At 42.0% G+C, this 21997-nt stretch carries 21 protein-coding genes; 12 read left to right on the top strand and 9 right to left on the bottom strand.

The genetic code is table 11. The features are described from left to right. The first annotated feature begins 176 nt into the window (after positions 1-176). Together ACRYKC_RS07085 and ACRYKC_RS07090 are read left to right on the top strand one after the other, a co-directional pair. A complete protein-coding gene (locus tag ACRYKC_RS07085) occupies positions 177-1952 on the top strand; it encodes a M3 family oligoendopeptidase (protein WP_433806035.1) in 1776 nt (591 codons plus the stop codon). Positions 1953-2111: 159 nt separating this feature from the next. After that, positions 2112-2414, top strand: coding sequence for a 4a-hydroxytetrahydrobiopterin dehydratase (locus tag ACRYKC_RS07090; protein ID WP_433806036.1), 303 nt, complete (start codon positions 2112-2114; stop codon positions 2412-2414). A gap of 325 nt (positions 2415-2739) precedes the next feature. On the opposite strand, the gene ACRYKC_RS07095 is transcribed toward ACRYKC_RS07090, so the two are convergent. Next, positions 2740-3672: an RluA family pseudouridine synthase gene (locus ACRYKC_RS07095; RefSeq protein WP_433806037.1), complete on the bottom strand. Its 933-nt coding sequence runs from the start codon at positions 3670-3672 to the stop codon at positions 2740-2742. Between the two features lie 278 nt (positions 3673-3950). Here ACRYKC_RS07095 and typA point away from each other — a divergent pair, with 278 nt between their 5' ends. Continuing rightward, positions 3951-5792, top strand: a complete 1842-nt coding sequence (gene typA / locus ACRYKC_RS07100) for a translational GTPase TypA (protein WP_433806038.1) — start codon at positions 3951-3953, stop codon at positions 5790-5792. A 107-nt stretch (positions 5793-5899) separates the two neighbouring features. On the opposite strand, the gene ACRYKC_RS07105 is transcribed toward typA, so the two are convergent. After that, positions 5900-6679: a FixH family protein gene (locus ACRYKC_RS07105; protein WP_433806039.1), complete on the bottom strand. Its 780-nt coding sequence runs from the start codon at positions 6677-6679 to the stop codon at positions 5900-5902. Positions 6680-6850: 171 nt separating this feature from the next. Continuing rightward, a complete protein-coding gene (gene bshB2 / locus ACRYKC_RS07110; protein WP_433806040.1) occupies positions 6851-7537 on the bottom strand; it encodes a bacillithiol biosynthesis deacetylase BshB2 in 687 nt (228 codons plus the stop codon). A 183-nt stretch (positions 7538-7720) separates the two neighbouring features. On the opposite strand from bshB2, the gene nadE reads away from it, so the two are divergent. The 4 genes from nadE (at position 7721) to msrA (ending at position 12658) form a co-directional block, all read left to right on the top strand. After that, complete coding sequence (gene nadE / locus ACRYKC_RS07115) at positions 7721-8470, top strand: NAD(+) synthase (RefSeq protein ID WP_433806041.1); 750 nt, start codon at positions 7721-7723, stop codon at positions 8468-8470. A gap of 5 nt (positions 8471-8475) precedes the next feature. Next, entirely contained in the window at positions 8476-9036 is a 561-nt protein-coding gene (locus ACRYKC_RS07120) for a cysteine hydrolase family protein (RefSeq protein WP_433806042.1), read from the top strand. 938 nt (positions 9037-9974) lie between these two features. Beyond that, positions 9975-11894 carry an endonuclease MutS2 gene (locus tag ACRYKC_RS07125; protein WP_433806043.1) on the top strand — a complete coding sequence of 640 codons (1920 nt, stop codon included), beginning with the start codon at positions 9975-9977 and terminating at the stop codon, positions 11892-11894. A gap of 77 nt (positions 11895-11971) precedes the next feature. Beyond that, entirely contained in the window at positions 11972-12658 is a 687-nt protein-coding gene (gene msrA, locus ACRYKC_RS07130) for a peptide-methionine (S)-S-oxide reductase MsrA (protein ID WP_433806044.1), read from the top strand. A 352-nt stretch (positions 12659-13010) separates the two neighbouring features. On the opposite strand, the gene ACRYKC_RS07135 is transcribed toward msrA, so the two are convergent. From ACRYKC_RS07135 to ACRYKC_RS07145, 3 genes are read right to left on the bottom strand one after another with little or no spacing between them, the layout of a single operon-like run. After that, complete coding sequence (locus ACRYKC_RS07135) at positions 13011-13325, bottom strand: DMT family transporter (RefSeq protein WP_433806045.1); 315 nt, start codon at positions 13323-13325, stop codon at positions 13011-13013. Positions 13326-13337: 12 nt separating this feature from the next. Then, on the bottom strand, positions 13338-13679 hold the full coding sequence (locus ACRYKC_RS07140) for a DMT family transporter (protein WP_433806046.1): 342 nt from the start codon (positions 13677-13679) through the stop codon (positions 13338-13340). Between the two features lie 3 nt (positions 13680-13682). Further along, positions 13683-14273 carry a TetR/AcrR family transcriptional regulator gene (locus ACRYKC_RS07145; protein WP_433806047.1) on the bottom strand — a complete coding sequence of 197 codons (591 nt, stop codon included), beginning with the start codon at positions 14271-14273 and terminating at the stop codon, positions 13683-13685. A 170-nt stretch (positions 14274-14443) separates the two neighbouring features. Here ACRYKC_RS07145 and ACRYKC_RS07150 point away from each other — a divergent pair, with 170 nt between their 5' ends. Then, a complete protein-coding gene (locus ACRYKC_RS07150) occupies positions 14444-14650 on the top strand; it encodes a DUF3006 domain-containing protein (RefSeq protein ID WP_433806048.1) in 207 nt (68 codons plus the stop codon). Positions 14651-14759: 109 nt separating this feature from the next. Further along, complete coding sequence (locus tag ACRYKC_RS07155; RefSeq protein WP_433806049.1) at positions 14760-15452, top strand: PAS domain-containing protein; 693 nt, start codon at positions 14760-14762, stop codon at positions 15450-15452. A gap of 43 nt (positions 15453-15495) precedes the next feature. On the opposite strand, the gene ACRYKC_RS07160 is transcribed toward ACRYKC_RS07155, so the two are convergent. Continuing rightward, entirely contained in the window at positions 15496-16611 is a 1116-nt protein-coding gene (locus tag ACRYKC_RS07160) for an oxidoreductase (RefSeq protein ID WP_433806050.1), read from the bottom strand. A gap of 124 nt (positions 16612-16735) precedes the next feature. On the opposite strand from ACRYKC_RS07160, the gene ACRYKC_RS07165 reads away from it, so the two are divergent. Beyond that, positions 16736-18892: an ATP-dependent helicase gene (locus ACRYKC_RS07165; protein WP_433806051.1), complete on the top strand. Its 2157-nt coding sequence runs from the start codon at positions 16736-16738 to the stop codon at positions 18890-18892. Positions 18893-18914: 22 nt separating this feature from the next. Continuing rightward, positions 18915-20003: a mechanosensitive ion channel family protein gene (locus ACRYKC_RS07170; RefSeq protein ID WP_433806052.1), complete on the top strand. Its 1089-nt coding sequence runs from the start codon at positions 18915-18917 to the stop codon at positions 20001-20003. Between the two features lie 323 nt (positions 20004-20326). On the opposite strand, the gene ACRYKC_RS07175 is transcribed toward ACRYKC_RS07170, so the two are convergent. Continuing rightward, a complete protein-coding gene (locus tag ACRYKC_RS07175; RefSeq protein ID WP_433806053.1) occupies positions 20327-20794 on the bottom strand; it encodes a hypothetical protein in 468 nt (155 codons plus the stop codon). 207 nt (positions 20795-21001) lie between these two features. Between ACRYKC_RS07175 and ACRYKC_RS07180 the strand changes: the two genes are divergently transcribed. Continuing rightward, complete coding sequence (locus ACRYKC_RS07180; protein ID WP_433806054.1) at positions 21002-21400, top strand: GNAT family N-acetyltransferase; 399 nt, start codon at positions 21002-21004, stop codon at positions 21398-21400. A 46-nt stretch (positions 21401-21446) separates the two neighbouring features. Here the strand turns inward: ACRYKC_RS07180 and ACRYKC_RS07185 are convergent, their stop codons facing one another. Next, entirely contained in the window at positions 21447-21992 is a 546-nt protein-coding gene (locus ACRYKC_RS07185) for a DUF6241 domain-containing protein (protein WP_433806055.1), read from the bottom strand. Positions 21993-21997: the final 5 nt, after the last annotated feature.

Raw genomic sequence — 21997 nt, forward strand, 5'->3', positions numbered from 1 at the left:
CGTTTATGTAGAACGTTCTGATGAAGTTTTTCTAGAATACGCAGTCCTTTTCATGGAAATATCAAATTTCGATAAAAAGTAATACGTGTGAAGGTAAGATTAGGCAATTCCGATGACTGTTAGTAGATTTTGATATACTGAGAAGGTGGATTACATAAAAAAGGAAGTGAATTTAGATGACAACCTATCCGTTAACGTGGGATTTGGATTCCATCTTTGAAGGTGGAAGTCAATCCGAACAACTGAAGAAGTACGTAAAAAATACAGAACATCATATTTCAGAGTTAGAGACCATGGTCGAATCGTTCTCACCACCAAGACACACCGATCAAATCGAGGAGCTTTCAGAAATCGTGCCTCATATTCAAACAATCATCAAAGAGCTTTCCGAATTCGGTGCTTTTGTCAGCTGCTTAAGTGCGCAGGATGTCAATGATAAAAAAGCTGGTCTGTGGCAGTCAAAGCAGCATGAACTTGGAGCGCGTTTTGACAATACAATGACACAATTTGATCAGAAGCTCGTTCAAGTCGATAAAGATGTATGGAATTCCTTAATCAGTCAGCACCCTTTTAAAGATTTGTCTTTTATTCTTGATGAGAGACGGCACCTGGCTATGGACAAGTTGGACCTTCGTCAGGAATCCATTATCAATGATCTCGGTGTCGATGGTTATCACGCCTGGGGCCACATGTACGATACGTTGGTCGGAAAAATGAGTGTTGAGGTGGAAGGGGATACATTATCTGTTGGACAAGCATCAAACCGGCTCAGTTCTTCAAACCGTAAGATTAGGAAAAATGTATTTAATAAACTTCAAGAGGCTTGGAGTGATCAAGAAGATCTATTCAGCGAAACGTTGAACCACCTCTCAGGTTTCCGCCTGCAAACGTATAAGCACCGTAATTGGGAGAACGTATTAAAGGAGCCGCTTGACTATAATCGCATGAGTGCAAATACACTGAATGCGATGTGGGACACCATCGTTGAATATAAAAAACACTACACTCCGTATATGAATAAAAAGGCTGAGCTGTTAGGCATCGACAAGTTAAGCTTTTACGATGTAGAAGCACCTGTAGCTAAAACTGAGCAGACGATGAGTTATCAAGAAGGAGCAGAATTCATCATTAAACAATTCCGCCAATTCAGCCCAAAGATGGCTGACTTTGCAGAAATGGCTTTTGAAAAAGGCTGGATTGAGGCCGAGGACAGAGCAGGAAAGCAGCCGGGTGGATTCTGCACAAGTTTTCCTGATAGTGAACAGACCAGGATTTTCATGACTTATTCAGGAACACCTTCAAACGTAGCTACGCTTGCTCATGAACTAGGCCATGCTTATCATCAGCATGTCATGAATGAGCTCCCGGTACTGAATCAGGGGTACGCGATGAATGTAGCAGAAACGGCATCAACTTTTGCTGAAATGATCGTCGCAGATGCAGCAGTCAAACAGGCGGCAAGTGAAGAAGAAAAACTTGCCCTGCTTGAAGATAAGGTTCAACGAAGCGTAGCCTTTTTCATGAATATCCACGCGCGGTTCTTATTCGAAACACGGTTTTATGAAGAACGAAATCAAGGCGTTGTCACGTCAGAACGTTTGAATGAATTAATGACTGAAGCTCAAAAAGAAGCCTATATGGACAGCCTGGATGAATACGACCCAACATTCTGGGCGTCAAAACTCCATTTCCATATCACGGATGTACCTTTTTATAATTTCCCGTACACCTTTGGATACTTATTCAGTATGGGGATCTATGCAAAAGCGGTCGAGATCGGACCGGACTTTGAAAATCAGTATGTCGCGTTATTACAAGATACAGGGCGCATGACAGTGGAAGAATTGGCGAAGAAACATTTGGATGTGGATCTCGAAAAACCTGATTTTTGGCGACACGCTCTTGAACTGTGCATGCGTGATCTTGAAGAATTTATGAAATTGAGTTCGTAATGTTCAGATAACTGGTGTCGGTCGAAGATGTCAGGTCCCGCCGCAAGGGAAGGAGTATCTGTCAACGCAAAAGGGAATGGTGATACCAAATACCGAAGTTTGGAATAAGGGGTCAGGACCCAAATTCGATACCTGACACCAAAAAAAGGAGGGCTATCAATGGATGAGCAAAGAATTCCTGAGGAAGAAAAAGAGAAGCGTGTGGCTGAATTAGATGGCTGGAAGCTGCAGGATGAAAAGTTCATTGTAAAGCGATATCGATTTAAAGACTTTCTGGCAGGAATCCAATTTGTGAATCATGTAGCGGAATACTCAGAGGATATCCAGCACCATCCATTCATCAGCATTGACTACAAAATGGTGACGATGAAGCTCACATCATGGAATGCCAAAGGATTAACTGCTCTGGATTTGAGCTGCGCTAAAAAATATGATGAGTTGTACAAATCTCTCGTTGAATAATGTGAATCCCCCTGCCAGCGAATGGAAAGAAATCGCGTAGCTTTATGATCTGGTTGGGCTTTGCAGCATGCTTAACCAAAAGGAAAATGGACCAAATCGGACAACAGATTTGAAATCTTTGATTGATCACACAATATCTTGAAAAAATTTCATTATGAAAGCCGCTGTTTAAGAACAGCGGCTTTCTCTGTGTATGATTTATTGTCAACCCTTGGCGTCTCGTCGAATCTTTTTCTATTTCTCTATATAGGTACTCTCTTATTTTATGAAAGGGCTAACAGTTACAGATTACCACAACTAATTGGCAGATTCTATGACAATTAGATTACGTTTTTCCCAATAAATCCAAGTGCCGCTCAGAGAAAAGTGGTGAATTTGATGGAGGTAATGCAAAGCATTTAATGGTCTTTTCTGTGAAAGGATGTCGAAAAGTCAAGACTGCTGCATGAAGAGCCTGTTTAAAATCCATCCTTCCTTCTCCTCCATACATCTCATCACCAACAAGCGGATGACCTTTATGGCTCAGATGAACCCGAATTTGGTGGGTCCTGCCTGTTTGCAGCTGAAGCGAGAGAAGAGAGGAATGGCTTTCTTTATCATACTCCAGTACTTTATAGTGAGTTTCCGCATATTGCCCTTCAGAAGACACACACCTGCGTACAGGATGAGTCAAATCTTTTCCAATTGGTGCTGTAATGATTCCCTCCTCAGGTTGAATCCTTCCATGAGCCCATGCTAGATAAGTGCGTTTAATCGTTCTTTTTTGCAATTCTTTCCCAAGCATCGCAATGGCGAGCTCATGCTTTGCAAAAAGAATGGCACCAGATGTGTCGCGGTCCAACCTGTGGACATACTTGGGAGTAGAGTGAATCACGTTTTCTTCAAAATAAGCCGCAACTCCGTTCACAAGGGTGTCTGTTTCAAAAGGTGTGTTCGGGTGAGTAAAAACACCTGATGGTTTATTGACTACTAGAAGGTGGTCATCCTCATAAATCACGTCAATTTCCATTGGAGCAGGACTAACCTCTAAAGGGAGCGGCTTGAACAATCGAATATGCAAGATATCTCCGGCCTTTACTTTCGTGTCTTTCCAATGGACGTCTTTATGATTAATGGTTAATTCACGGTTGGATCTAAATCGGTGCATCAGCTTTCTGGGGACAAACCATTGTTTCTTCATGATTTTGTAGACAGAATAACCATCCCATTTAGCGGGGACTTCCACTTTCAGCCATTCTCCTTCTCTCTTTGTCTCCACGCTCTCAGCCTCCTCTCAATCGGTGTGCTGGTCTGTTGTTCCTGACACCATAACGGAGTCGTTCAGCCCAGTATCCGTTTCGCTGAATTTATTCTACCTGTCCCGTACCTGTTACGCAATAGAGAGGGGATTCATAAATGTGGTAACTGGTACCGATACTACAAACCGACCTTTCCTTTAAGAAAATGTAAAGAGAGTACGGCTGGTATCGACGGACTTCGATCTATGTTATAATGGATAAGTTGAATAAAATGTGAGACGAAAGAGGTGTGTGCTACATGCAACACAGAAACGATATTCGAAATATTGCCATCATCGCCCACGTTGACCACGGTAAAACGACGTTAGTGGACCAAATGCTTCACTATTCTGGTACATTCCGTGATAACGAGCATGTTGATGAACGTGCAATGGACTCGAATGACTTGGAAAAAGAGCGCGGCATTACGATCTTAGCGAAGAATACCGCGATTAATTATAATGATGCAAGAATCAATATCCTTGATACTCCGGGTCACGCAGACTTCGGGGGAGAGGTAGAGCGAATTCTTAAAATGGTAGACGGTGTCCTTCTAGTCGTAGACGCTTACGAAGGATGCATGCCGCAAACTCGCTTTGTGCTGAAAAAAGCATTAGAACAAAAATTGACACCAGTTGTAGTCCTGAACAAGATTGATCGTCCAAATGCCCGCCCAGACGAAGTAGTGGATGAAGTTCTTGACCTGTTCATCGAGCTTGGTGCGGATGATGAACAGCTTGAGTTCCCTGTCGTTTATGCTTCTGCTCTGAATGGTACATCTGGTGATGAACCAGAAGATCAGCAGGAAACAATGGACCCGATCTTCAAATTGATCATGAACAACATTCCTGCACCTGTAGATACTCAGGAAGATCCGCTTCAGTTCCAAGTCACCTTGCTGGATTATAACGACTATTTAGGACGTATCGGAATTGGCCGTGTCTTCCAAGGTAAGATTAAAGTCGGTCAGCAAGTATCCTTGATGAAGAAAGACGGTTCTGTCAAAAACTTCCGCGTTAGCAAGTTGTTCGGCTTTATTGGACTTAAGCGAATTGAGATTCAAGAAGCGCAGGCTGGCGATATCATTGCTCTTGCTGGATTGGAAGATATTAACGTGGGGGAAACCGTATGTCTGCCTGACCATCAGGAAGCTATGGAAATCCCACGTATCGACGAACCTACCCTTCAAATGACGTTCCTTGTTAACAACAGTCCGTTTGCTGGACGTGAAGGAAAATATGTTACAGCTCGTCAAATTGAAGAGCGCCTGTTGACTCAATTGGAAACAGATGTAAGTCTTCGTGTGGACCCTACAGATTCTCCGGATGCTTTCACAGTTTCCGGTCGTGGTGAACTTCACCTGTCTATCCTCGTTGAGAACATGCGTCGTGAAGGGTTTGAACTGCAGCTATCCAAACCACAAGTCATCTTGAAAGAAATTGACGGGGAGATTTGTGAACCGGTAGAGCGCGTTCAAATTGATACACCAGAAGAGTTCCAGGGTGCGATTATGGAATCCATTGGTTATCGTAAAGGTGAAATGCAAGACATGGTGAACGATGGAAACGGGCAAGTGCGCCTGGAATTCCTTGTGCCATCTCGTGGACTGATCGGTTATTCCACAGAGTTCATGACACAGACACGCGGTTACGGAATCTTGAACCACACGTTTGATGGCTATGCTCCTCTTACAAAAGGTCAAGTCGGCGGTCGTCGTGAAGGTGTACTGGTTGCTCTTGAAAAAGGTAAAGCATCCACTTACGGAATCATGAACCTTGAAGATCGCGGAACGATTTTCGTAGAACCGGGTACAGAGGTTTATGAAGGAATGATCGTTGGAGAGCACAACCGTGAGAATGATCTGACTGTAAACATCACTAAAGAAAAACACTTAACTAACATTCGTTCTGCAACGAAAGATACGACGAACACAATCAAGAAGACTCGTAAGATGACGCTTGAAGAAGCGATTGAGTATCTTGATGATGATGAGTATTGTGAAGTAACGCCAGAAAGTGTACGCCTTCGTAAGAAATATCTCAACAAAAACGAACGCGAAAAAATGGCTAAGAAGAAAAAACTTCAAAACGCAGACATTTAAACTACTAAAACAAAAGCCACCAGCTCAGCCTTAACGAGCAGTACTGGGGCCAAAGTTTTAAAGATATTGAAAACGCCTGAACCTACTCAGAGGTTCAGGCGTTTTTTTTATTCTGTAACTTCGATCGTTTCTTTCTTATGACCGTGTATTTCTTCATCTGGTTTCTCATAGTGGACATTAATCGTATAATTACCTGCTGAAGGGAATGTGTGAGTAGCTATATATTCTCCAGGTTCAGCCTCTTCTGCATCAACGAACATGTGTTTATCCATCTTGTCTGAACTGATTTCAAAACGTACGATAGCACCTTCAAATGGAGATTCCATTCGGCTGATATGAGTGGTTAATGTAGATTCCGTTCCTGCCTTAAAGACATCGTCCGTCATCAGGTGAGCCATGAATTCCCCTTTGCCGTGGTCATGTGAGCTCTCTTTTCCAGTGGCCTCATCATGAGTATTATCTGTACTCGCTTCACCCACGGTAACTTCCTTCTGTGGCATTGTATGAAGGTCGCCTACTTGAGTATGGGCAATAACCTGGTAGGTTCCTTCTTCTTTAAAAGTATAAGAGGCTTCATACACACCATCACTAGTATGAGAAGCTTTTACTTTCTCTGAGCTGTCTTCCCCATTTGCGTCGTTCCAAATTTCGAATTCAACGTATTCCGCATCTCCGACCTTTTTATCTCCTTGAGTTACGACTGCCTTAATCGTCGTTTCTTCGTTCACTGGAAGTGGTTCTTCAAATTGGACTTCCACTTCAGGTGGTGTAAGGGAATCTTCTGTTGTTTCCTCCCCTTGAGTTGTGTCTTGCTCTCCTTCAGATGTGCCGCAAGCGGCTAATAACAAAATGAGTACGGTAATCATAAACATGTATGTTTTTTTCATGGAATACTCCTTTCAAATGGGCTCCTTCCATAGAATATCATTTTCATCTTAGACAAACGAGCGCAAAATTAGACATTTTTTGAAGATGTCATGACACTTTATACAGATATCTTAAAAGGATCATTTTATATAAAAAAAACTGAACTCGTTATGAGTTCAGTTTCTATTAACTTACGTGACCTGATCTTGATCCCAGTTGTACGTGTAGAACCTTTCATTTGTTATCCACTTCATTGCTTCGGGATCCTTGGCTTTTATACCCTCCTCGAGCATTTCAAGCATCCTTGCTGTTTGAGAGATGTGAGCGCGCATCGCATTCAACTTTTCTTCCTGAACGGATTGAATATCGTTAATGACATCAGGCTGTCCAAGCTCTTCCTCGGTGTTATTGGCAAAAGCTACAGCGTGGAATTTAGGACGGCTTTCAGGCTTCATATCTCTGAGTGCTCTTACAACTGCTCGAGCGGTTGCTTCATGGTCAGGGTGAACCGCGTACCCAGGATAGAAGCTGATCACAAGGGAAGGATTAAGCTCATCAATTAAGTCCTTCACCATGTTTTTCATTTGAAAATCGTCTTCGAACTCTAACGTTTTATCACGAAGCCCCATCATTCTCAAGTCCTGTATCCCCATTGCTTCGGCAGCTTTAATGAGTTCTTTTCTACGGATCTCGGGCAAGGTTTCCCTTGTAGCGAAAGCTGGTTTTCCTAAATTCCTTCCCATCTCTCCAAGGGTCAGGCAGGCATACGTAAGGGGTGTGCCTTGTTTTATATATGAAGTAATTGTCCCGGATACTCCGAAAGCTTCATCATCCGGATGCGGAAAGATCACGAGGACATGACGTTCTTGTTCAATCATTGGATTCACTCCTTCGACAGGCTTTCTATTTTTACATTATTACTTAATTTTATACAAAATTAAAGCTATATGTTTATAGCGGCAGGGGGATCCTTGCTTCTTTTTTCAAAAAGGATAGGTTTATATTTTGTGTGATAAGGAACAACATCCATATAGTGTAAAATAAGAAGGGAGTCATGGACAATGCAGGAGAGAATCGACTATTTAACGAATTGGTTACAGGATAAAGTAAAGGAAGCGAGGGCAGACGGCCTGCTTGTAGGGATTAGCGGAGGCATTGATTCTGCAGTCGTTTCCTATCTAATTAAACGAGCTTTCCCAGAAAAATCTCTTGGCGTGATTCTGCCTATTAATAAGCGTGTAGAGGATCAGGAAGATGCGTTAGCGGTTGTCGAAGGAGCGGATCTGGACTACGTAGGTATTGAACTGACAGATGCCTATAAAGAAACGTATTCTACCATCCAAAAGCAGTTAGAGGAAAAAGGAGACTGGAACGAAGAGAAGTCTCAACTCGGCGGAGCCAACTTACAAGCAAGGCTGCGGATGAGTACGTTATATGCGGTCGGAAATAATTACAATTATCTAGTTGTAGGAACCGACAATGCTGCAGAAGATTACACAGGTTATTTTACAAAGTATGGAGATGGCGGTGTGGATTTAGTGCCATTGTTACACATGAGAAAAGAAGAAGTGCGTGAAATGGCCAAAGCATTAGATGTGACTGACTCCATCATTCATAAAAAACCGAGCGCAGAATTGTGGGAAGGGCAGTCAGATGAAGAGGAGCTTGGTATTTCTTACGACACCATCGACGCCTTTTTACGAGGAGAAAAAATTGATCAAGAAGATGAAGAGCACTTACGTCAGCTTCATAAGAAAACCGAGCATAAGCGTCAAATCCCTGCCGCACCTGAGAAATTCAAAGGAGAGTGAAGGTCATGCAGCAGCAAGACACAGCCCTGATTATTATAGATATGATTAATAAATTGGACTTTAGCGGGGGAGAAGACTTGTTGGAAAATTCTTTGCCGATGTCTGAGAATCTCCAGGGGCTTAAGAAAGTGATAAAGGAGGAAGGCTATCCTGTTATCTATGTGAATGATAACTTTGGACTTTGGCAGGACAATGTCTCTGATTTAATCGATGAGTGTAGAAAAGGACCAGGAGAGCCGCTGATCGAAAAAATTCTTCCTGATGAAGATGATTATTTTATTATAAAACCTAAACATTCAGGCTTTTTTGGTACACAGTTGGGAATCCTCTTAAATCAGCTAGGAGTAAAAAATTTAATCTTAACGGGTATTGCTGGGGACATTTGTGTATTATTCACAGCCAATGATGCGTACATGCGAGAATATAACTTATGGGTTCCATCCGACTGTATTGCTTCTGAATCAGAAGCAGGCAATAGCAGCGCCCTTAGCATTATGGAGCGGTCGCTGTCTGTGGATACAAGAGAAAGCAATCAGGTGGATGTAAAAGAAATATTCTCCTATTGACTTTTTACACCTGATTCACATATATTAGTGGTATGAACAGACGGTGGTTCGCCACTAAAGATCCTTATTTAAAGAGGAGAATGATTTATGAGTGTGGTTGTTCTTAACTAATCCATCAATTGGATAACTTCTTGTTAAACGAGTAAAAAGACGTGCAATCGGCATGTCTAGTTTGCTGTGACGTTTTACAAGAGCAGTTAAGAACAAGCATAAGCGTAGTTGAACCGTAATTAATTAGCTATGGCTGCTTATTCAGTCATAGCTTTTTTATATGGTTTTTAGTGGCGAGGAAAGATCCACCGCGGCTTACAGAGGAGTCGTGTGTTTCTGTTCATCAAGCCGCGACAAGCTTATTCCAGCTTGTCGCGGCTTTTTTTATTTTTAGCTCTGTTAAATCTCTTTGTTGATGATTACAGATATGCTCCTGATTGTGTAGGGCACAGTTGCGAGATAATTGGGTCCGTTCCGTATATAAGGGCTAGGTTTGGTTGGGAAATAACTCGCTTTCCTGTGGGGGAACGGCAAGCCTCCTCGGGAGTTATCACTCCCTGTGGGGTCTCGCCTAGTTCCTTCTCCCACGGGAGTCTCGTCATTTCCCAACCAAACCAACGGTCACTTGTGAACGGTCCCTCCTGTAGAAGAAAAGTTCTTCATAGGACGCACGGAGCTACGTAATTTAAAGATCAATTTCTAACAAGGGGCGGAGGTGAACGGTGAGACTCCTGCGGGAGAAGCTGTTTAGATGAGACCCCGGAAGGCGTTAGCCTGAGGAGGCTCAGCAAACGCCCGCGGAAAGCGAGCCGTTCGCTGGAGTCCCCTTTCCAGCCTAATAGTCTCGAAACTGTTTCTACAGGATAACTGCCCTTAGTGGAAGACAGCTTTTTGAAAAAATCAACAACAACCTTAACAGACTCTATTATTAAAGGAGGATTCTTACAATGAATCAACGGACCTATCAAACATTAGAATTTATCGAAATACTTGAAGAAGTAAGCCGATACGCGTTAACAAAAGAAGGAAAAGAGACGATCCGAAGCTCAACTCCTTCAAGAGACCGGAAATTGCTGGAGCGTCAGCATGAAGAAGTGAAGGAAGCGAATGCCATTTTGAATATTAGTGGAAATGTGCCGATTCATACACTGGATGATGTGACGTATATGATCGAGCAGGGGAAAAAGGGATTGTACATCAGAGCGAATCAGTTTGCCGGCCTTATTTCGTTTCTTGATCATTGCTCAAAGCTGAAGCGTTTCATGGCTGATAAAGCCATTCCAGCGCCGACCATTCATTTGTATGCTTCTTCGATTGCCGATTTAAGCCAATTGGAAGAAGACATTCTACAAACGATCAGGCACGGACAAGTCGATGATCATGCTTCGAAAAACTTAACTAAAATCAGAAAACAAATCAGTGTCAAACAGTCACGGCTTAAAGAAAGACTGGAAGCACAAGCGAAAAAGTATAAGTCTTATATGCAGGAATCCCAGCCTGTGGAGAAGAATGGAAGGTACACATTGCCAATCAAGAGAGAGAATCGCAATAAGGTGAAAGGGTCCATCATCGATCAATCTTCTTCTGGCGCGACTGTTTTTATCGAGCCTGATGAGATGACAAAGCTCCAGGAAGAACTTCACCTGTTGAAAATGAATGAAGAACATGAGGTCGAGCAGATTCTCTACACGCTGACAGCTGAAGTAATCGGCCATGAGCATGAACTGAATATTGCGATAGAAACGATGCATCATTACGATGTGATTTTTGCTAAAGCGAAGTATAGCCGCTCGATCAAAGGAAATGCACCAATCTTTTCAGAAGGGTTTTCCGTGAATGTGAAGGAAGCAAGGCACCCGCTGCTTGGCGAAAAAGCGGTTCCGCTTTCCGTGCAGCTGATGGAAACGGAGCAGGCCCTTTTAATCACTGGTCCGAATACAGGAGGAAAGACCGTTACGCTAAAAACAATCGGATTGCTTTGTCTGATGGCACAGACGGGTCTCCCGATCCCGGTGAACGCAGGCACGGTACTGCCGATTTTCCAACATATCTTTGTTGATATCGGAGATGGGCAAAGCATCGAGGAAAATCTAAGTACATTCAGTTCAAGACTTGTAAATCTGATTGATATTCTTAAAGAAGCCAATGACCATTCTCTTTTATTGTTAGATGAAATTGGATCGGGTACAGACCCTGGAGAAGGGATGGGATTGGCAACAGCCATCTTGGATCAACTGGCGGAAAAAGGTTCGACCATTCTGGCCACGACTCACTATAGTGAGATGAAGGAATATGCACGAGAGAAACCTGGATTTATTAACGGAGCAATGGAGTTTGATGTAGAGACACTAAAACCGACGTACAAACTGTTATTAGGAACTTCAGGGAAGAGCCAGGCGTTTGACATCGCCCACAAACTTGGTTTGCATCCTGAGATTTTAAAGCATGCGTATAAAATCACCTATAAACAGGAGGCGGACTTTGATATTGATCAAGAGAGATTGAAACAGGAAGATTTCCGGAAGCAAATCACAGTCAATCGTTACGCAAGAAATAAAGCTGTTCTAAAGAAAAAACCTGCCGCATCATCTAAATACCAGATGGGAGATAACGTTATGATTCCATCAGAGGAGGAAATGGGGATTGTTTATACAGGGCCGGATGAAAAAGGTAACTATGTCGTTCAAGTCAAAGGAGAAAAGCGGACGTACAATCATAAACGTTTGAAACTTCATATCCCGGCTAAAGAGCTTTATCCTGAGGATTACGATTTTGATATCATTTTTAAGTCAAAGGAATACAGGAAGATTAGAAAGCAACTCGATCGAAAACATGTCGAAGGATTGATTCTAGAGGATGAAGAGTAGTCAGCCGCTTATTTATGGGGAGTTGTACTCCATTCGTGCTATGATGAAATCAAATCAAGAGTGATGAGGTGAGCATCATGAGCAAACGGTTGAAATGGTCGATCATCGCTGGAGTCCTCGTTCTCATTGGGGTTTTTGTCATACCTGAAGCTTATGCATATTTGACGAAACGAAATTATGAAAGTGAAGCCGTATCAGAAGAAGATGTTCCTGAAGGTTATGAAGTAGCTACATTTGCCGGCGGATGCTTCTGGTGTATGGAACCTCCCTATGAGAAATTAGACGGGATCTATGAAGTCATCTCAGGCTATACAGGTGGGGATACAGAAAATCCAACATATGAGGAAGTTTCTGCTGGAGGAACAGGTCATATTGAGGCCGTTCAAGTCTATTATGACCCTGGAAAGATTACGTATGAACAGCTCTTGGATGTGTTCTGGAGACAAATCAACCCAACGGATGATGAAGGGCAATTTGTTGACAGAGGTTATCAATATACTACCGCTATCTTTTACCATTCAGAAGCACAAAAAATGAAAGCAGAACAATCAAAAAAAGCCCTGAGTGAGTCAGGACGGTTCGATAAAGAAATTGTAACACCGATCAGAGAAGCGGAAGAATTTTATCGCGCTGAAGAGTACCACCAGGATTATTACAAGAAAAATGAATTCAGGTATAAATTTTACCGTGGTAACTCTGGCCGGGATGACTACCTGGAAAAGAAATGGGGAGAAGACCGTGAACTTGAGCTTCCCCAAAAATAGGTGCCAATGAAGTAACTTCGTTTACTCATAATAAAAAAGGTCCCGCTTGTAGATGTGCAAGTGGGACCTTTTACGTGCATTAATATTGTTTTGATTCTTGTTGAATCTCTGAATTAGAATCCATATCAAGAGTAGAGTAACCTACGAAGCCAAAGCCGACAACAATAAACATAAGAATTGCAAACAGTACTTTCCTCATTCCCACTTTCCTCCGTTGCACTGAATAAATTACTAGGCACTTTTTACAAAAAAGGTGTCGTTTAATAAAAAAATGAGTAGAAAAATGTCGAATCAATAAAAATTCCTATTCTATTGTACTTACTATACGTAAGATAATCAAGGTAGACTAAGACTATGAAACGAGTTTTAAGCCAACAACACCTGCAATAATGCACAATATGAAACCGATACGGCTGAGACTTACACTTTCTTTGAAAATGAAAATGCCGAGCAGTACCGTACCTACAGATCCGATACCCGTCCATATTCCATACGCAGTTCCAATAGGCAGTTCTTTAAGCGACAGGGATAAAAAGTAAAAGCTTGCCGCACCAGACAGGAGAGCCAACAAGGATGGCCCTCGTTTCTTAAAGCCTTCCGACAACTTCAAAAACAACATTCCAAACATTTCTCCTACGCCTGCTACTAATAAAAAGATCCATGCCATACGTCAGCCCTCCTACTCAGTTTGTGTTTCTTCAGAAGATCCATTCGAAAATTTCAAACCTACAATGCCAAAGATTAAAAGTGCAATAAAAAAGAGCTTCCCGGCGCCGCCTGAATCGCCAAGAAACATCATTCCAATCAGTGCTGTACCCGCAGCGCCAATTCCAGTGAAAACAGCATAACCAGTACCTACCTCAATCATGCTTAATGCTTTTGTGAAAAAGTAGAAGCTAATTCCGATACAAATCACTGTGATCGTTGAGAAGATCGGGTCTGTAAACCCTTCTGAAAGCTTCAGTCCGACTGCCCAACCGATTTCAAACAAGGCTCCCAATAAAATGTAGATCCATGCCATTGTTCATTCCTCCCATTCCGGATCCTTGATTCCGAGCCAGAAAATTCCCCAGCTCGCTTTTTGTCGTTGTTGAAAAACAGCTTTATCATAAAAGTTTTCTTCTAAGAAGAGTCCGTCAATCAACGTATAAAAAGCGGATGTCAACGTATCTGTAGATAGAGGTCGAAGCACCTTTTCTTCAATTCCTTTTTCAATGACTGGACGAATAATATCAGTCATATTGTTCTCCACCATCAGAAACACTTCTTTAATCTGTTCAGAGAATTCTTCTGGTGGAAAAAAAGTGACACGCTTAAAGAACATGCCCTCTGTCGAATCTGCCATATGACTAAGATAGGAACGATAAATGTGATGCAATCGTTCATAAATCGTATGATCGGCAGACAAATCAGCTTGTGAGCTCAAGTAATCCATTTCTCTTTTTGCCACATCTTCAAGCACATGAAGAAAAATAGCTTCTTTACTATTAAAATGATTATAAAGAGAAGGCTTCTTTATACCTACGGCTTTTGCAATATTGGCTAATGTTGTATTTTCATATCCATGGTTTGCAAACAGGGTCAAACTTTCATCTAAGATTTTTTGTTGTGTCATATTTTTAATCACCTCAATCAACTAACTAACGTTTGTTAGTCTAATTGTAGCATCGGTATTTTTATGTGTCCAGTGTGGAAACCATTCGACATGTTTAGTCATTTATAGATAGGGAATTAGTAATTATATAGCTTTTATTTTTTACTAAAACAGGGAAGGGTGTTGAAGCGGTGAACAAATATAGATTAGACCGATTTGAGGGGACTTTTGCCGTATTGGTAGACGAGGAAGCAGGCGGTAATGAACTGCCAGTTCTAAAGGAGCGTATAGTGGCTTCTGCGAAACCAGGAGATATTCTGGTAATTGAATTTGATAGTATGGGAAGTTTGAAGCATGTAGAGATCCTTCCAGAAGTTAAGAAAATGGAGAACGCTTAATAACTATTTTTTTACGCTGTAATTTTTCAGAAAATTATGTCGATTATTCTTGATTTTCTTAGTGGTTCCTCCATAATGAAAGTAAGAGATAGCATTGGGGGGATCGGTTGTGATTTTACAGGATGCATTAGATTCTTTAGATGAAGGTATCTTGATCACAGACGAGAATGATAAAGTCGTTTACATGAACTCAGCCTACGGACATTTGTTTCAATTAGCGGCCTGCACAGAGAATATGAAGGATCACTTTGAGCTTCTTCATTCCAGATTTTCTCGCATTGGTGAAGTTGAATTAGAACAGGAATTAAATGTTGTAGTAAGATTTCAAGAACAGACCTTTCAGTTGTACAAGCGTCAACTCAGAGAAAATGGGGAGAATTATTTATATTACAGATTAATCGATGTCACACCACAGGAGAAGTTGAAAGAGCAATACAATCAAGTTATTGAAGAAATGGTTGTTCATGTGATGAAGATCAGTAAGGGATACGCTTTGATTCATCTCCCGCCCCTTTATAGTGAAGACCTCAAAATCATTCTGCTAGAGCGAGTCCCACTCGCGTGTCAAAACCAGCACGTAACCAGGCTTGCCTTGTATCTTTCTTCCATATCTGAAATGGATCCCGGCTGGCCTGACTTGCTTGAAAAATTGACAAAGACTTTAAAACTGCTTGGCATCGAGGTAGTTTTAGCTGGTATTAGACCTTCTTTTGTCCTCCAGGTCACAAGAGCAGGCATCCGTTTTAATCACGTACGTACATTTTTAAATTTAGAGCAGGCGACCGCTTATTTATCCAAATAATAAACCTCCAGGGAAATGCAAAGGGCTCCCTGGAGGTTTATTATTATCTCAACAAATCTTTCTTTAACTCATGATCTTTGATTTCAGCTTGTGGCAGCATAATGGAATGAAAATCGAAAGGGTCGAGCTCTTTCTCGTTGTATACACGGAGAGGAGCATCTGGATTTTGCAAGGCACTGGTCCCAAGACTTATAAAATCCGCGTGCTCTTCCTGGATAAGGGTTGCTGCTTTATCTGGATCCTGGAGCTGCCCATTAGCGATTATTGGCAGACCGCTGAATTTCTTCGCTGCTTGCGCCATTGACATTGATCCTTTTCCAAAACCAGGTTGTGCCCCGTCCTGATCTGTTACATGTATGAAATCAAGGGGAGCTTTTCCGAGTGCACCAAAAATTGTTTCGGCATCTGCTTCTCCAAGTGCCCATCGATGTTCCCCATCAGATGCTTTTCCTTGAGAAATACGAATCCCTACGATGTAGTCATGTCCAACCACTTTACGTACTTCCTGAATGACTTCAAGTACATAACGTATACGGTTGAAAGTTATACCTCCATACTGATCCTCGCGATTATTAAAATAATCCGTTATAAACTGGTCAAGCAAATATCCATTTGCGCCGTGTATTTCTACGCCATCGAATCCAGCTTTTTTCGCCAGTTTAGCAGAATGAGCAAACGACTGTTTCACTTCTTCCATGTCGTCATGCGTCATCTCCCTTGGGGTAGGAAATGGACCTTGGCCACCATAAAATGAGAGCTTCTCATTAATAGGTGAGACGGGAGATGGTGCTATGTTTTCTTTCGCATGAGGATTACCTTGTGATTGAGCTCCAGCATGCATGATCTGGGCAAGGAACAGGGCTCCATGCTGATGGACACCTCTAACGATTGGCTTCCAAGCATCCCGCTGGTTTTCATTGGCGAGCCCAGGCTGATTGTGATAGCCCTGGGAATGCTGTTCGTCAGGATAAACACCTTCACTGATGATGGCGCTGAATCCGCCTTTGGCATAACGCTCGTAGTATTGCTTCATTCTTTCGTTAGCCATCCCGTTATTGGCTGCGCTCACTCTCGTCATCGGTGCGACAATATAACGGTTTTTAAAGGTATGGTGCTGTATACTTTGCTGATCAAATAAAACTTTATGTTTTTCATTCATCTTTAACATCTCCTTCTTCCATTCCATTTCCATGAACGATTTACCTTAAACAAAGTGATCGGTTTTTAGAGCTTTTCGATGTGCTATAATACAAACAAATGTTCTTTGAAAGGTGAGGGCTGGAATGGAAGAACTTTTGGACGGTTTAAATGAAGCACAGCAGGAAGCGGTTGTATCGACGGAAGGATACGTTCGGGTCATTGCCGGAGCTGGTTCCGGTAAAACGAGAGCGTTGACGCATCGTTACGCTTTTATTGTTAATGAACTTGGCGTAGATCCTTCGAATATGCTCTCGGTAACATTTACGAATAAAGCCGCTCATGAAATGCGCCGCAGAGTAAAAAAATTGATCGGTGGAGAACAGGACACTGGTTTTATAACAACCTATCACGGGTTTTGTGTTCGTGTATTAAGGGAAGATATACACCGATTGTTTTACCCGAAAAACTTCATTATTTTGGATGTAGAAGACCAGAAAATTTTACTTAGGGAAATCTTTGAAGAGCTGGAGTTAAAGATGAACGATAAAACGTTCAAGCGCATCTTGGATAAGATCGGAATATTAAAAGCAAACACCCACTATGTCCAGCAAATGATCCTTCGGGGCGAAATGCCTACCGTAGAGGATGCGGGCGACATGGACAGCCAAATCATCCAGCGCTATTTGAAAAAGCAGAAGCGTGTATACGGACTTGATTTTGATGATTTGCTCAATTTTGTGTTTGTCCTTTTTGAACAGTATAAAGAAGTGCTTGAAAAGTGGCAGGACCGCTTATTTTATATCCAAGTCGATGAATTTCAGGATAGCAGCCTCAAGCAATACGAGCTCGTTAAAATGCTTTCAGAAAAGCATGGAAATCTGTTTGTGGTCGGAGATCCAGACCAGACAATCTATGAGTGGAGAGGAGCTGATCCACAGTATATTGTCGAATTTGAAAAATTTTTCGAGGATTCCCAAACGATTTTTCTAAATCAAAACTATCGCTCAACCCCTGAAATTCTATCTCTAGGAAACGCACTTATCCAAAACAATTACTTTCGTGTAGATAAAGACATGGAGACTGAAAACCCTCCTGGAGTGAAAGTGGTACATTATCACGGCAAAGACGAGATCCATGAAGCCAAATGGGTCGTTGAGAAAATCGAGGAGATTACCCAAACAAAACAAGCAAGTTATAAAGATATCGCAGTTTTATACCGTGCAAATTACTTGTCACGCTTCATAGAGCAAGAATTAATCCAGCAGAATATTGAATACACGATTTTTGGAGGGTTCAAGTTTTTTGACAGGTTAGAGATCAAGGATGCCCTGGCTCATCTTAGAATGATCGCAGTAGGGGATGATCTTTCCTTTTCGAGGATTGTAAACGTTCCGAAACGACAGATTGGTAAAAAGCGAATGAACTTTTTACGGCAAAAAGCGGAACAGGACAATCTTACATTATATGAAACGTTGAAAAAGTATGCCTACCACGAACGGATGAGAAGAACAGACGCCCGTGGTTTTATTGAAGCGATAGAGTATATGCGGAGTCGTAAAGAAGAACTGACGGTTTCAGAGCTTTTACAAGAAGCGATGCAGAAAACAGGATATGAGGCTTACCGGCGAGAGGATGGAGATCAGGAGCGGCTTGATAATCTAACAGAGCTGCTTCATTCCATCGTCCAATATGAGCAGACGCTTGGTGAGGATATTGATTTAGATGAGTATTTGCAGATGATTTCTCTATATACAGACGATGACCGCGATGATCAAGTGGATTCTGTAAAAATGATGACGATTCATACGGCGAAGGGGCTGGAATTCCCGTTCGTCTTTGTCGTAGGAATGACCGAAAGCGTTCTGCCGAATGTCAGAGCGTTGCGCGAACGGAAGGAGCGAGCGCTTGAGGAAGAAAGACGGCTCGCATACGTCGCTGTGACCCGGGCAGAGCGGGAGCTGTATTTGACAGAATCTGAAGGGTTTCAAAATGGAGGACAGAAAAAGTATCCGTCACGTTTTATCTTTGAAGTCGAAGATGGACTCTATGAACGGATTGGAGAACTGGATGAAGCTTTAATAGAAGAAGCAAAAGAATACATTCGTGCCTCACATCCTCAGAAAAACGAACCTCAAGGGGAAGGGTTTGAAAAAGGAACTCGTGTGAAACATCCGGTCTTTGGAGTCGGAACGATTGAAGGTATTGATGAGAAGAAAAATACGTATCGCGTCTTTTTTGATCAAATGAAAGCACCAAGACCAATTAGTCGAAACTTTAAGAAACTGGTAAGAGCAGAATAGATTTAGAGGAAGGATTGTTCATGTGAATCATTGGTTTGAAAATGTGGTGGGAAGTAACTCGCTCCTTGTCTATGCCTTGATGCTTTTCGCCGTGCTTGCACTGAGGTGGGCTATCCTAAATGTTGTGAAGCGTTGGAGCAACAAAAAGGAAGAACGCTCAAGTTTCTATTATATGATCAAAAGCATCATCAATTGGTTTACTGTTTATGGGATCATCATTTATACACTTATTCATTTCAGAAGCTCGGACTGGATGTTCGATGCTCTGTTTACCATAGGTTCAGAACCTGTATCCATATTCCTATTAATCATCGCCATATTGATCATATCGTTAACGAATCGTTTGTCCAATCTCGTCCGAAGTTACGTGTTTCCAGGAGTGTACAAGCGATATGAACTGGATAAAGGAGTCCGGTTTACATTTGATAAAGCTTTTCACTACCTTATTATGATTTTAGCGATCATCATTAGCTTGTCGACTGTTGGATTTGAATTAAGTGCTCTAACAGTTTTTGCAGGTGTCATCGGTGTCGGTATTGGTTTTGGGATGCAGAACATTGCTTCGAACTTTATCTCAGGTATTATTTTACTTTTTGAGCGTCCGATCAAAGTCGGAGACAGGGTGATCGTTGATGATATTATCGGTGATGTAGATAGAATCAACATGCGGGCGACTGTAATTAAGACGTTGGATAATGAACATATCATTGTCCCGAACTCTTATTTTCTTGAAGAACATGTTATCAATCGGTCTTACAGTGATAAAGTGATGCGGCTTGTCATTCCTGTAGGTGTTGCATATGGCAGTAACGTCCCGCTTGTCAGAGATTTGCTGCTTCAAGTAGCGGAGGATGAAGAGAAGGTTTCTCCTACGGTGAGGAAACATCCGAACCCGTTTGTGAATTTTAAGGAATTCGGGGACTCATCCTTGAACTTCGAGTTGTTTGTCTGGATCTCAAACCCTGAACATGTCGTCAGGATTAAGAGTAATTTGAATTTCAGAATTGATGATATCTTCAGGGAGCACAATGTGGAAATTCCGTTTCCTCAAAGAGATTTGCACCTCAGAAGTGTCGATCCAGCTATAATGGAAAAATGGAAAAGGGAGTAGCTGGATTAATGGTTCTCTGTTAAGGGATATTATTCAAAAAAGAGTTAGGACTGTGTAGGAAATCCCGGTTCGTGGTTAACACCGTCAAATGAATGATTTTCTACCCCTACCCTCATATTTTGATAAAGAGGTCAGGTAAACGATGAGACGCCTGTGAGATAATAATAAATGGTGAGACCCCGGAGATCGGTACGATCGAAGAGGCTCAGCTTACGCCCACGAAAAGCGATTCGTTTACCTGACCTCTTTTCACCTCTCATAGTGATAGAAGCTGCAGATGAAACTCACACATATAAAAAACCGTCCCTTGCTGTCACGGTTTTTTATATGGCGTTTGCGATTTCTATCGCTTTTTGGGTTCTTTTTTCATTATCCGCACCATAGTATTCAAGTTGATAGACCACATCATCTTTGTTGTTGTACCACTCGACATACACATGGTCTTCTTCCTCCTGCACTCCTGCGACAGCTCCTGAGTTCAGATTAACCTGTAAGTCAGATTCTTTTAAAATATTCCCCGGGTCATAAATCGTCCTTACCTTTAGTTTTTGTTTTCCTTCTGATTGGTAGTTCACTTGCACTCTATCCTCATCGGATGAGGCTTCTACGGATGAAACATCAAATGGGACTTCATCCGGAAGGCCGATTTTTTCCTGTTGGTCTTTAGAAAAAGATTCTATGGAGTTTCCAAAAGCTTGAGGGTATTTCTCCTTTAGATCCTCTAAAGCAAGATCCTGGGAAGAGCACCCAGCCAACAGGAATAAAAAGACAATCAACAGTATTTTTTTCAACGTGTTTCACTCGCTTCCTGAACAAATCTTCCGTCCATAGTTTAGCATAAAATCAGTCTTATCAATACTTGCGTGAATTTTCTAAATAAAAGATGGAACAAAATCGTTTTTCATTCGTAAGAAAGGGAAGATAGAGAGTGATGACCTATTCTTCAGGCCGGGTGAAAAGATAAAGAGAAAAACTTCAAGAAGGAAGGAACGGTTACTATGGAAAACATTAAAATTCGTTCATTTCACGAAAATGACTTTGATGCCGTACTGCAGTTAAATGAAAAAGAAGGGTGGAGCGGCTTGGTGGAGAAAAAAGAAGAAACGCTCTGCTCATGGCTTAATTCGGAACCTGCCCTCATTGCTACAGATGGTGAGGAGATTGTTGGTTTTTTAAGAGGTTTGACCGACAGTAATGTCACGCTCTACATTTGTGAACTGCTCATCAAAGAAAGTCACCGGGGGCATGGAATAGGGGAGCAGTTAGTCCGGGTAGCTCATGAATGCTATCCAAGTACCCGTGTGGAAATGCTGGCAACAAGTGATTCACAGGGGTACTATGAAAAAAGGGGCTATCGCTCGTTTTATGGATTTAGAAAAGCTGCAGAAGAAATGTAAAAAACAAGCCCGGGACTCTTAGAGAGTCCCGGGCTTTTAATGACCCTTATTTATGCTGTTCAATGTAGGCTTGTTCTTCATCTGGAGATAAAATTCCGCTCGCTTTTCCTACCGATCCATCTTGTAAGCGCCAAATTCGGTTGTGATCTTCATCGACTGTAGAGAAGTCTTCTGCTTTCCATTTTTCCAGGATCTCACGGTACACCTTTTCGTGAGTGACATCCGTCTGTTCTAATTCTTCGAGCAGCCAGTCTATCCTTTTCGGATGCAGTTCATAGTATCCCCATTTTTCCTTAGCTTTTACCTTTTGGTGAGACATCCAATGGATATACTCCTGATAAGTATCATCGGTCATTTCGCTACCAGCTACAGCTTGTCCAAATGGATTTTTTCCTTCTTCCTCATATGCACTCAATTCCTCAAGACTTACTGTGCCGCTTCCTTCTCTCTTTTCTGCTTCTTTCTTGGCATCACTTGCGACGGCAGCTTCTGCTGCTTCAGAGTTGAAGACCGTTTTTTGCGCATACCAGCCTGCGACACCTGCAACGATAAAAATTCCAAGGATGCCGAACCCAATGATTTTCTTAGTCATCTCCA

Origin of the sequence: Halobacillus sp. A1-3 (assembly GCF_050971765.1) — a bacterium.
GTDB lineage: Bacteria > Bacillota > Bacilli > Bacillales > Halobacillaceae > Halobacillus > Halobacillus mangrovi_B.

Excerpts from the sequence above, each read along its gene's own strand:
- ACRYKC_RS07105 (WP_433806039.1), bottom strand. The coding sequence starts at position 6,679 with ATGAAAAAAACATACATGTTTATGATTACCGTACTCATTTTGTTATTA.
- msrA (WP_433806044.1), top strand. The coding sequence starts at position 11,972 with ATGAGCAAACGGTTGAAATGGTCGATCATCGCTGGAGTCCTCGTTCTC.
- ACRYKC_RS07160 (WP_433806050.1), bottom strand. The coding sequence starts at position 16,611 with ATGAATGAAAAACATAAAGTTTTATTTGATCAGCAAAGTATACAGCAC.
- nadE (WP_433806041.1), top strand. The coding sequence starts at position 7,721 with ATGCAGGAGAGAATCGACTATTTAACGAATTGGTTACAGGATAAAGTA.
- bshB2 (WP_433806040.1), bottom strand. The coding sequence starts at position 7,537 with ATGATTGAACAAGAACGTCATGTCCTCGTGATCTTTCCGCATCCGGAT.
- ACRYKC_RS07085 (WP_433806035.1), top strand. The coding sequence starts at position 177 with ATGACAACCTATCCGTTAACGTGGGATTTGGATTCCATCTTTGAAGGT.
- ACRYKC_RS07145 (WP_433806047.1), bottom strand. The coding sequence starts at position 14,273 with ATGACACAACAAAAAATCTTAGATGAAAGTTTGACCCTGTTTGCAAAC.
- ACRYKC_RS07165 (WP_433806051.1), top strand. The coding sequence starts at position 16,736 with ATGGAAGAACTTTTGGACGGTTTAAATGAAGCACAGCAGGAAGCGGTT.
- typA (WP_433806038.1), top strand. The coding sequence starts at position 3,951 with ATGCAACACAGAAACGATATTCGAAATATTGCCATCATCGCCCACGTT.
- ACRYKC_RS07140 (WP_433806046.1), bottom strand. The coding sequence starts at position 13,679 with ATGGCATGGATCTACATTTTATTGGGAGCCTTGTTTGAAATCGGTTGG.
- ACRYKC_RS07180 (WP_433806054.1), top strand. The coding sequence starts at position 21,002 with ATGGAAAACATTAAAATTCGTTCATTTCACGAAAATGACTTTGATGCC.
- ACRYKC_RS07125 (WP_433806043.1), top strand. The coding sequence starts at position 9,975 with ATGAATCAACGGACCTATCAAACATTAGAATTTATCGAAATACTTGAA.
- ACRYKC_RS07135 (WP_433806045.1), bottom strand. The coding sequence starts at position 13,325 with ATGGCATGGATCTTTTTATTAGTAGCAGGCGTAGGAGAAATGTTTGGA.
- ACRYKC_RS07185 (WP_433806055.1), bottom strand. The coding sequence starts at position 21,992 with ATGACTAAGAAAATCATTGGGTTCGGCATCCTTGGAATTTTTATCGTT.
- ACRYKC_RS07120 (WP_433806042.1), top strand. The coding sequence starts at position 8,476 with ATGCAGCAGCAAGACACAGCCCTGATTATTATAGATATGATTAATAAA.
- ACRYKC_RS07090 (WP_433806036.1), top strand. The coding sequence starts at position 2,112 with ATGGATGAGCAAAGAATTCCTGAGGAAGAAAAAGAGAAGCGTGTGGCT.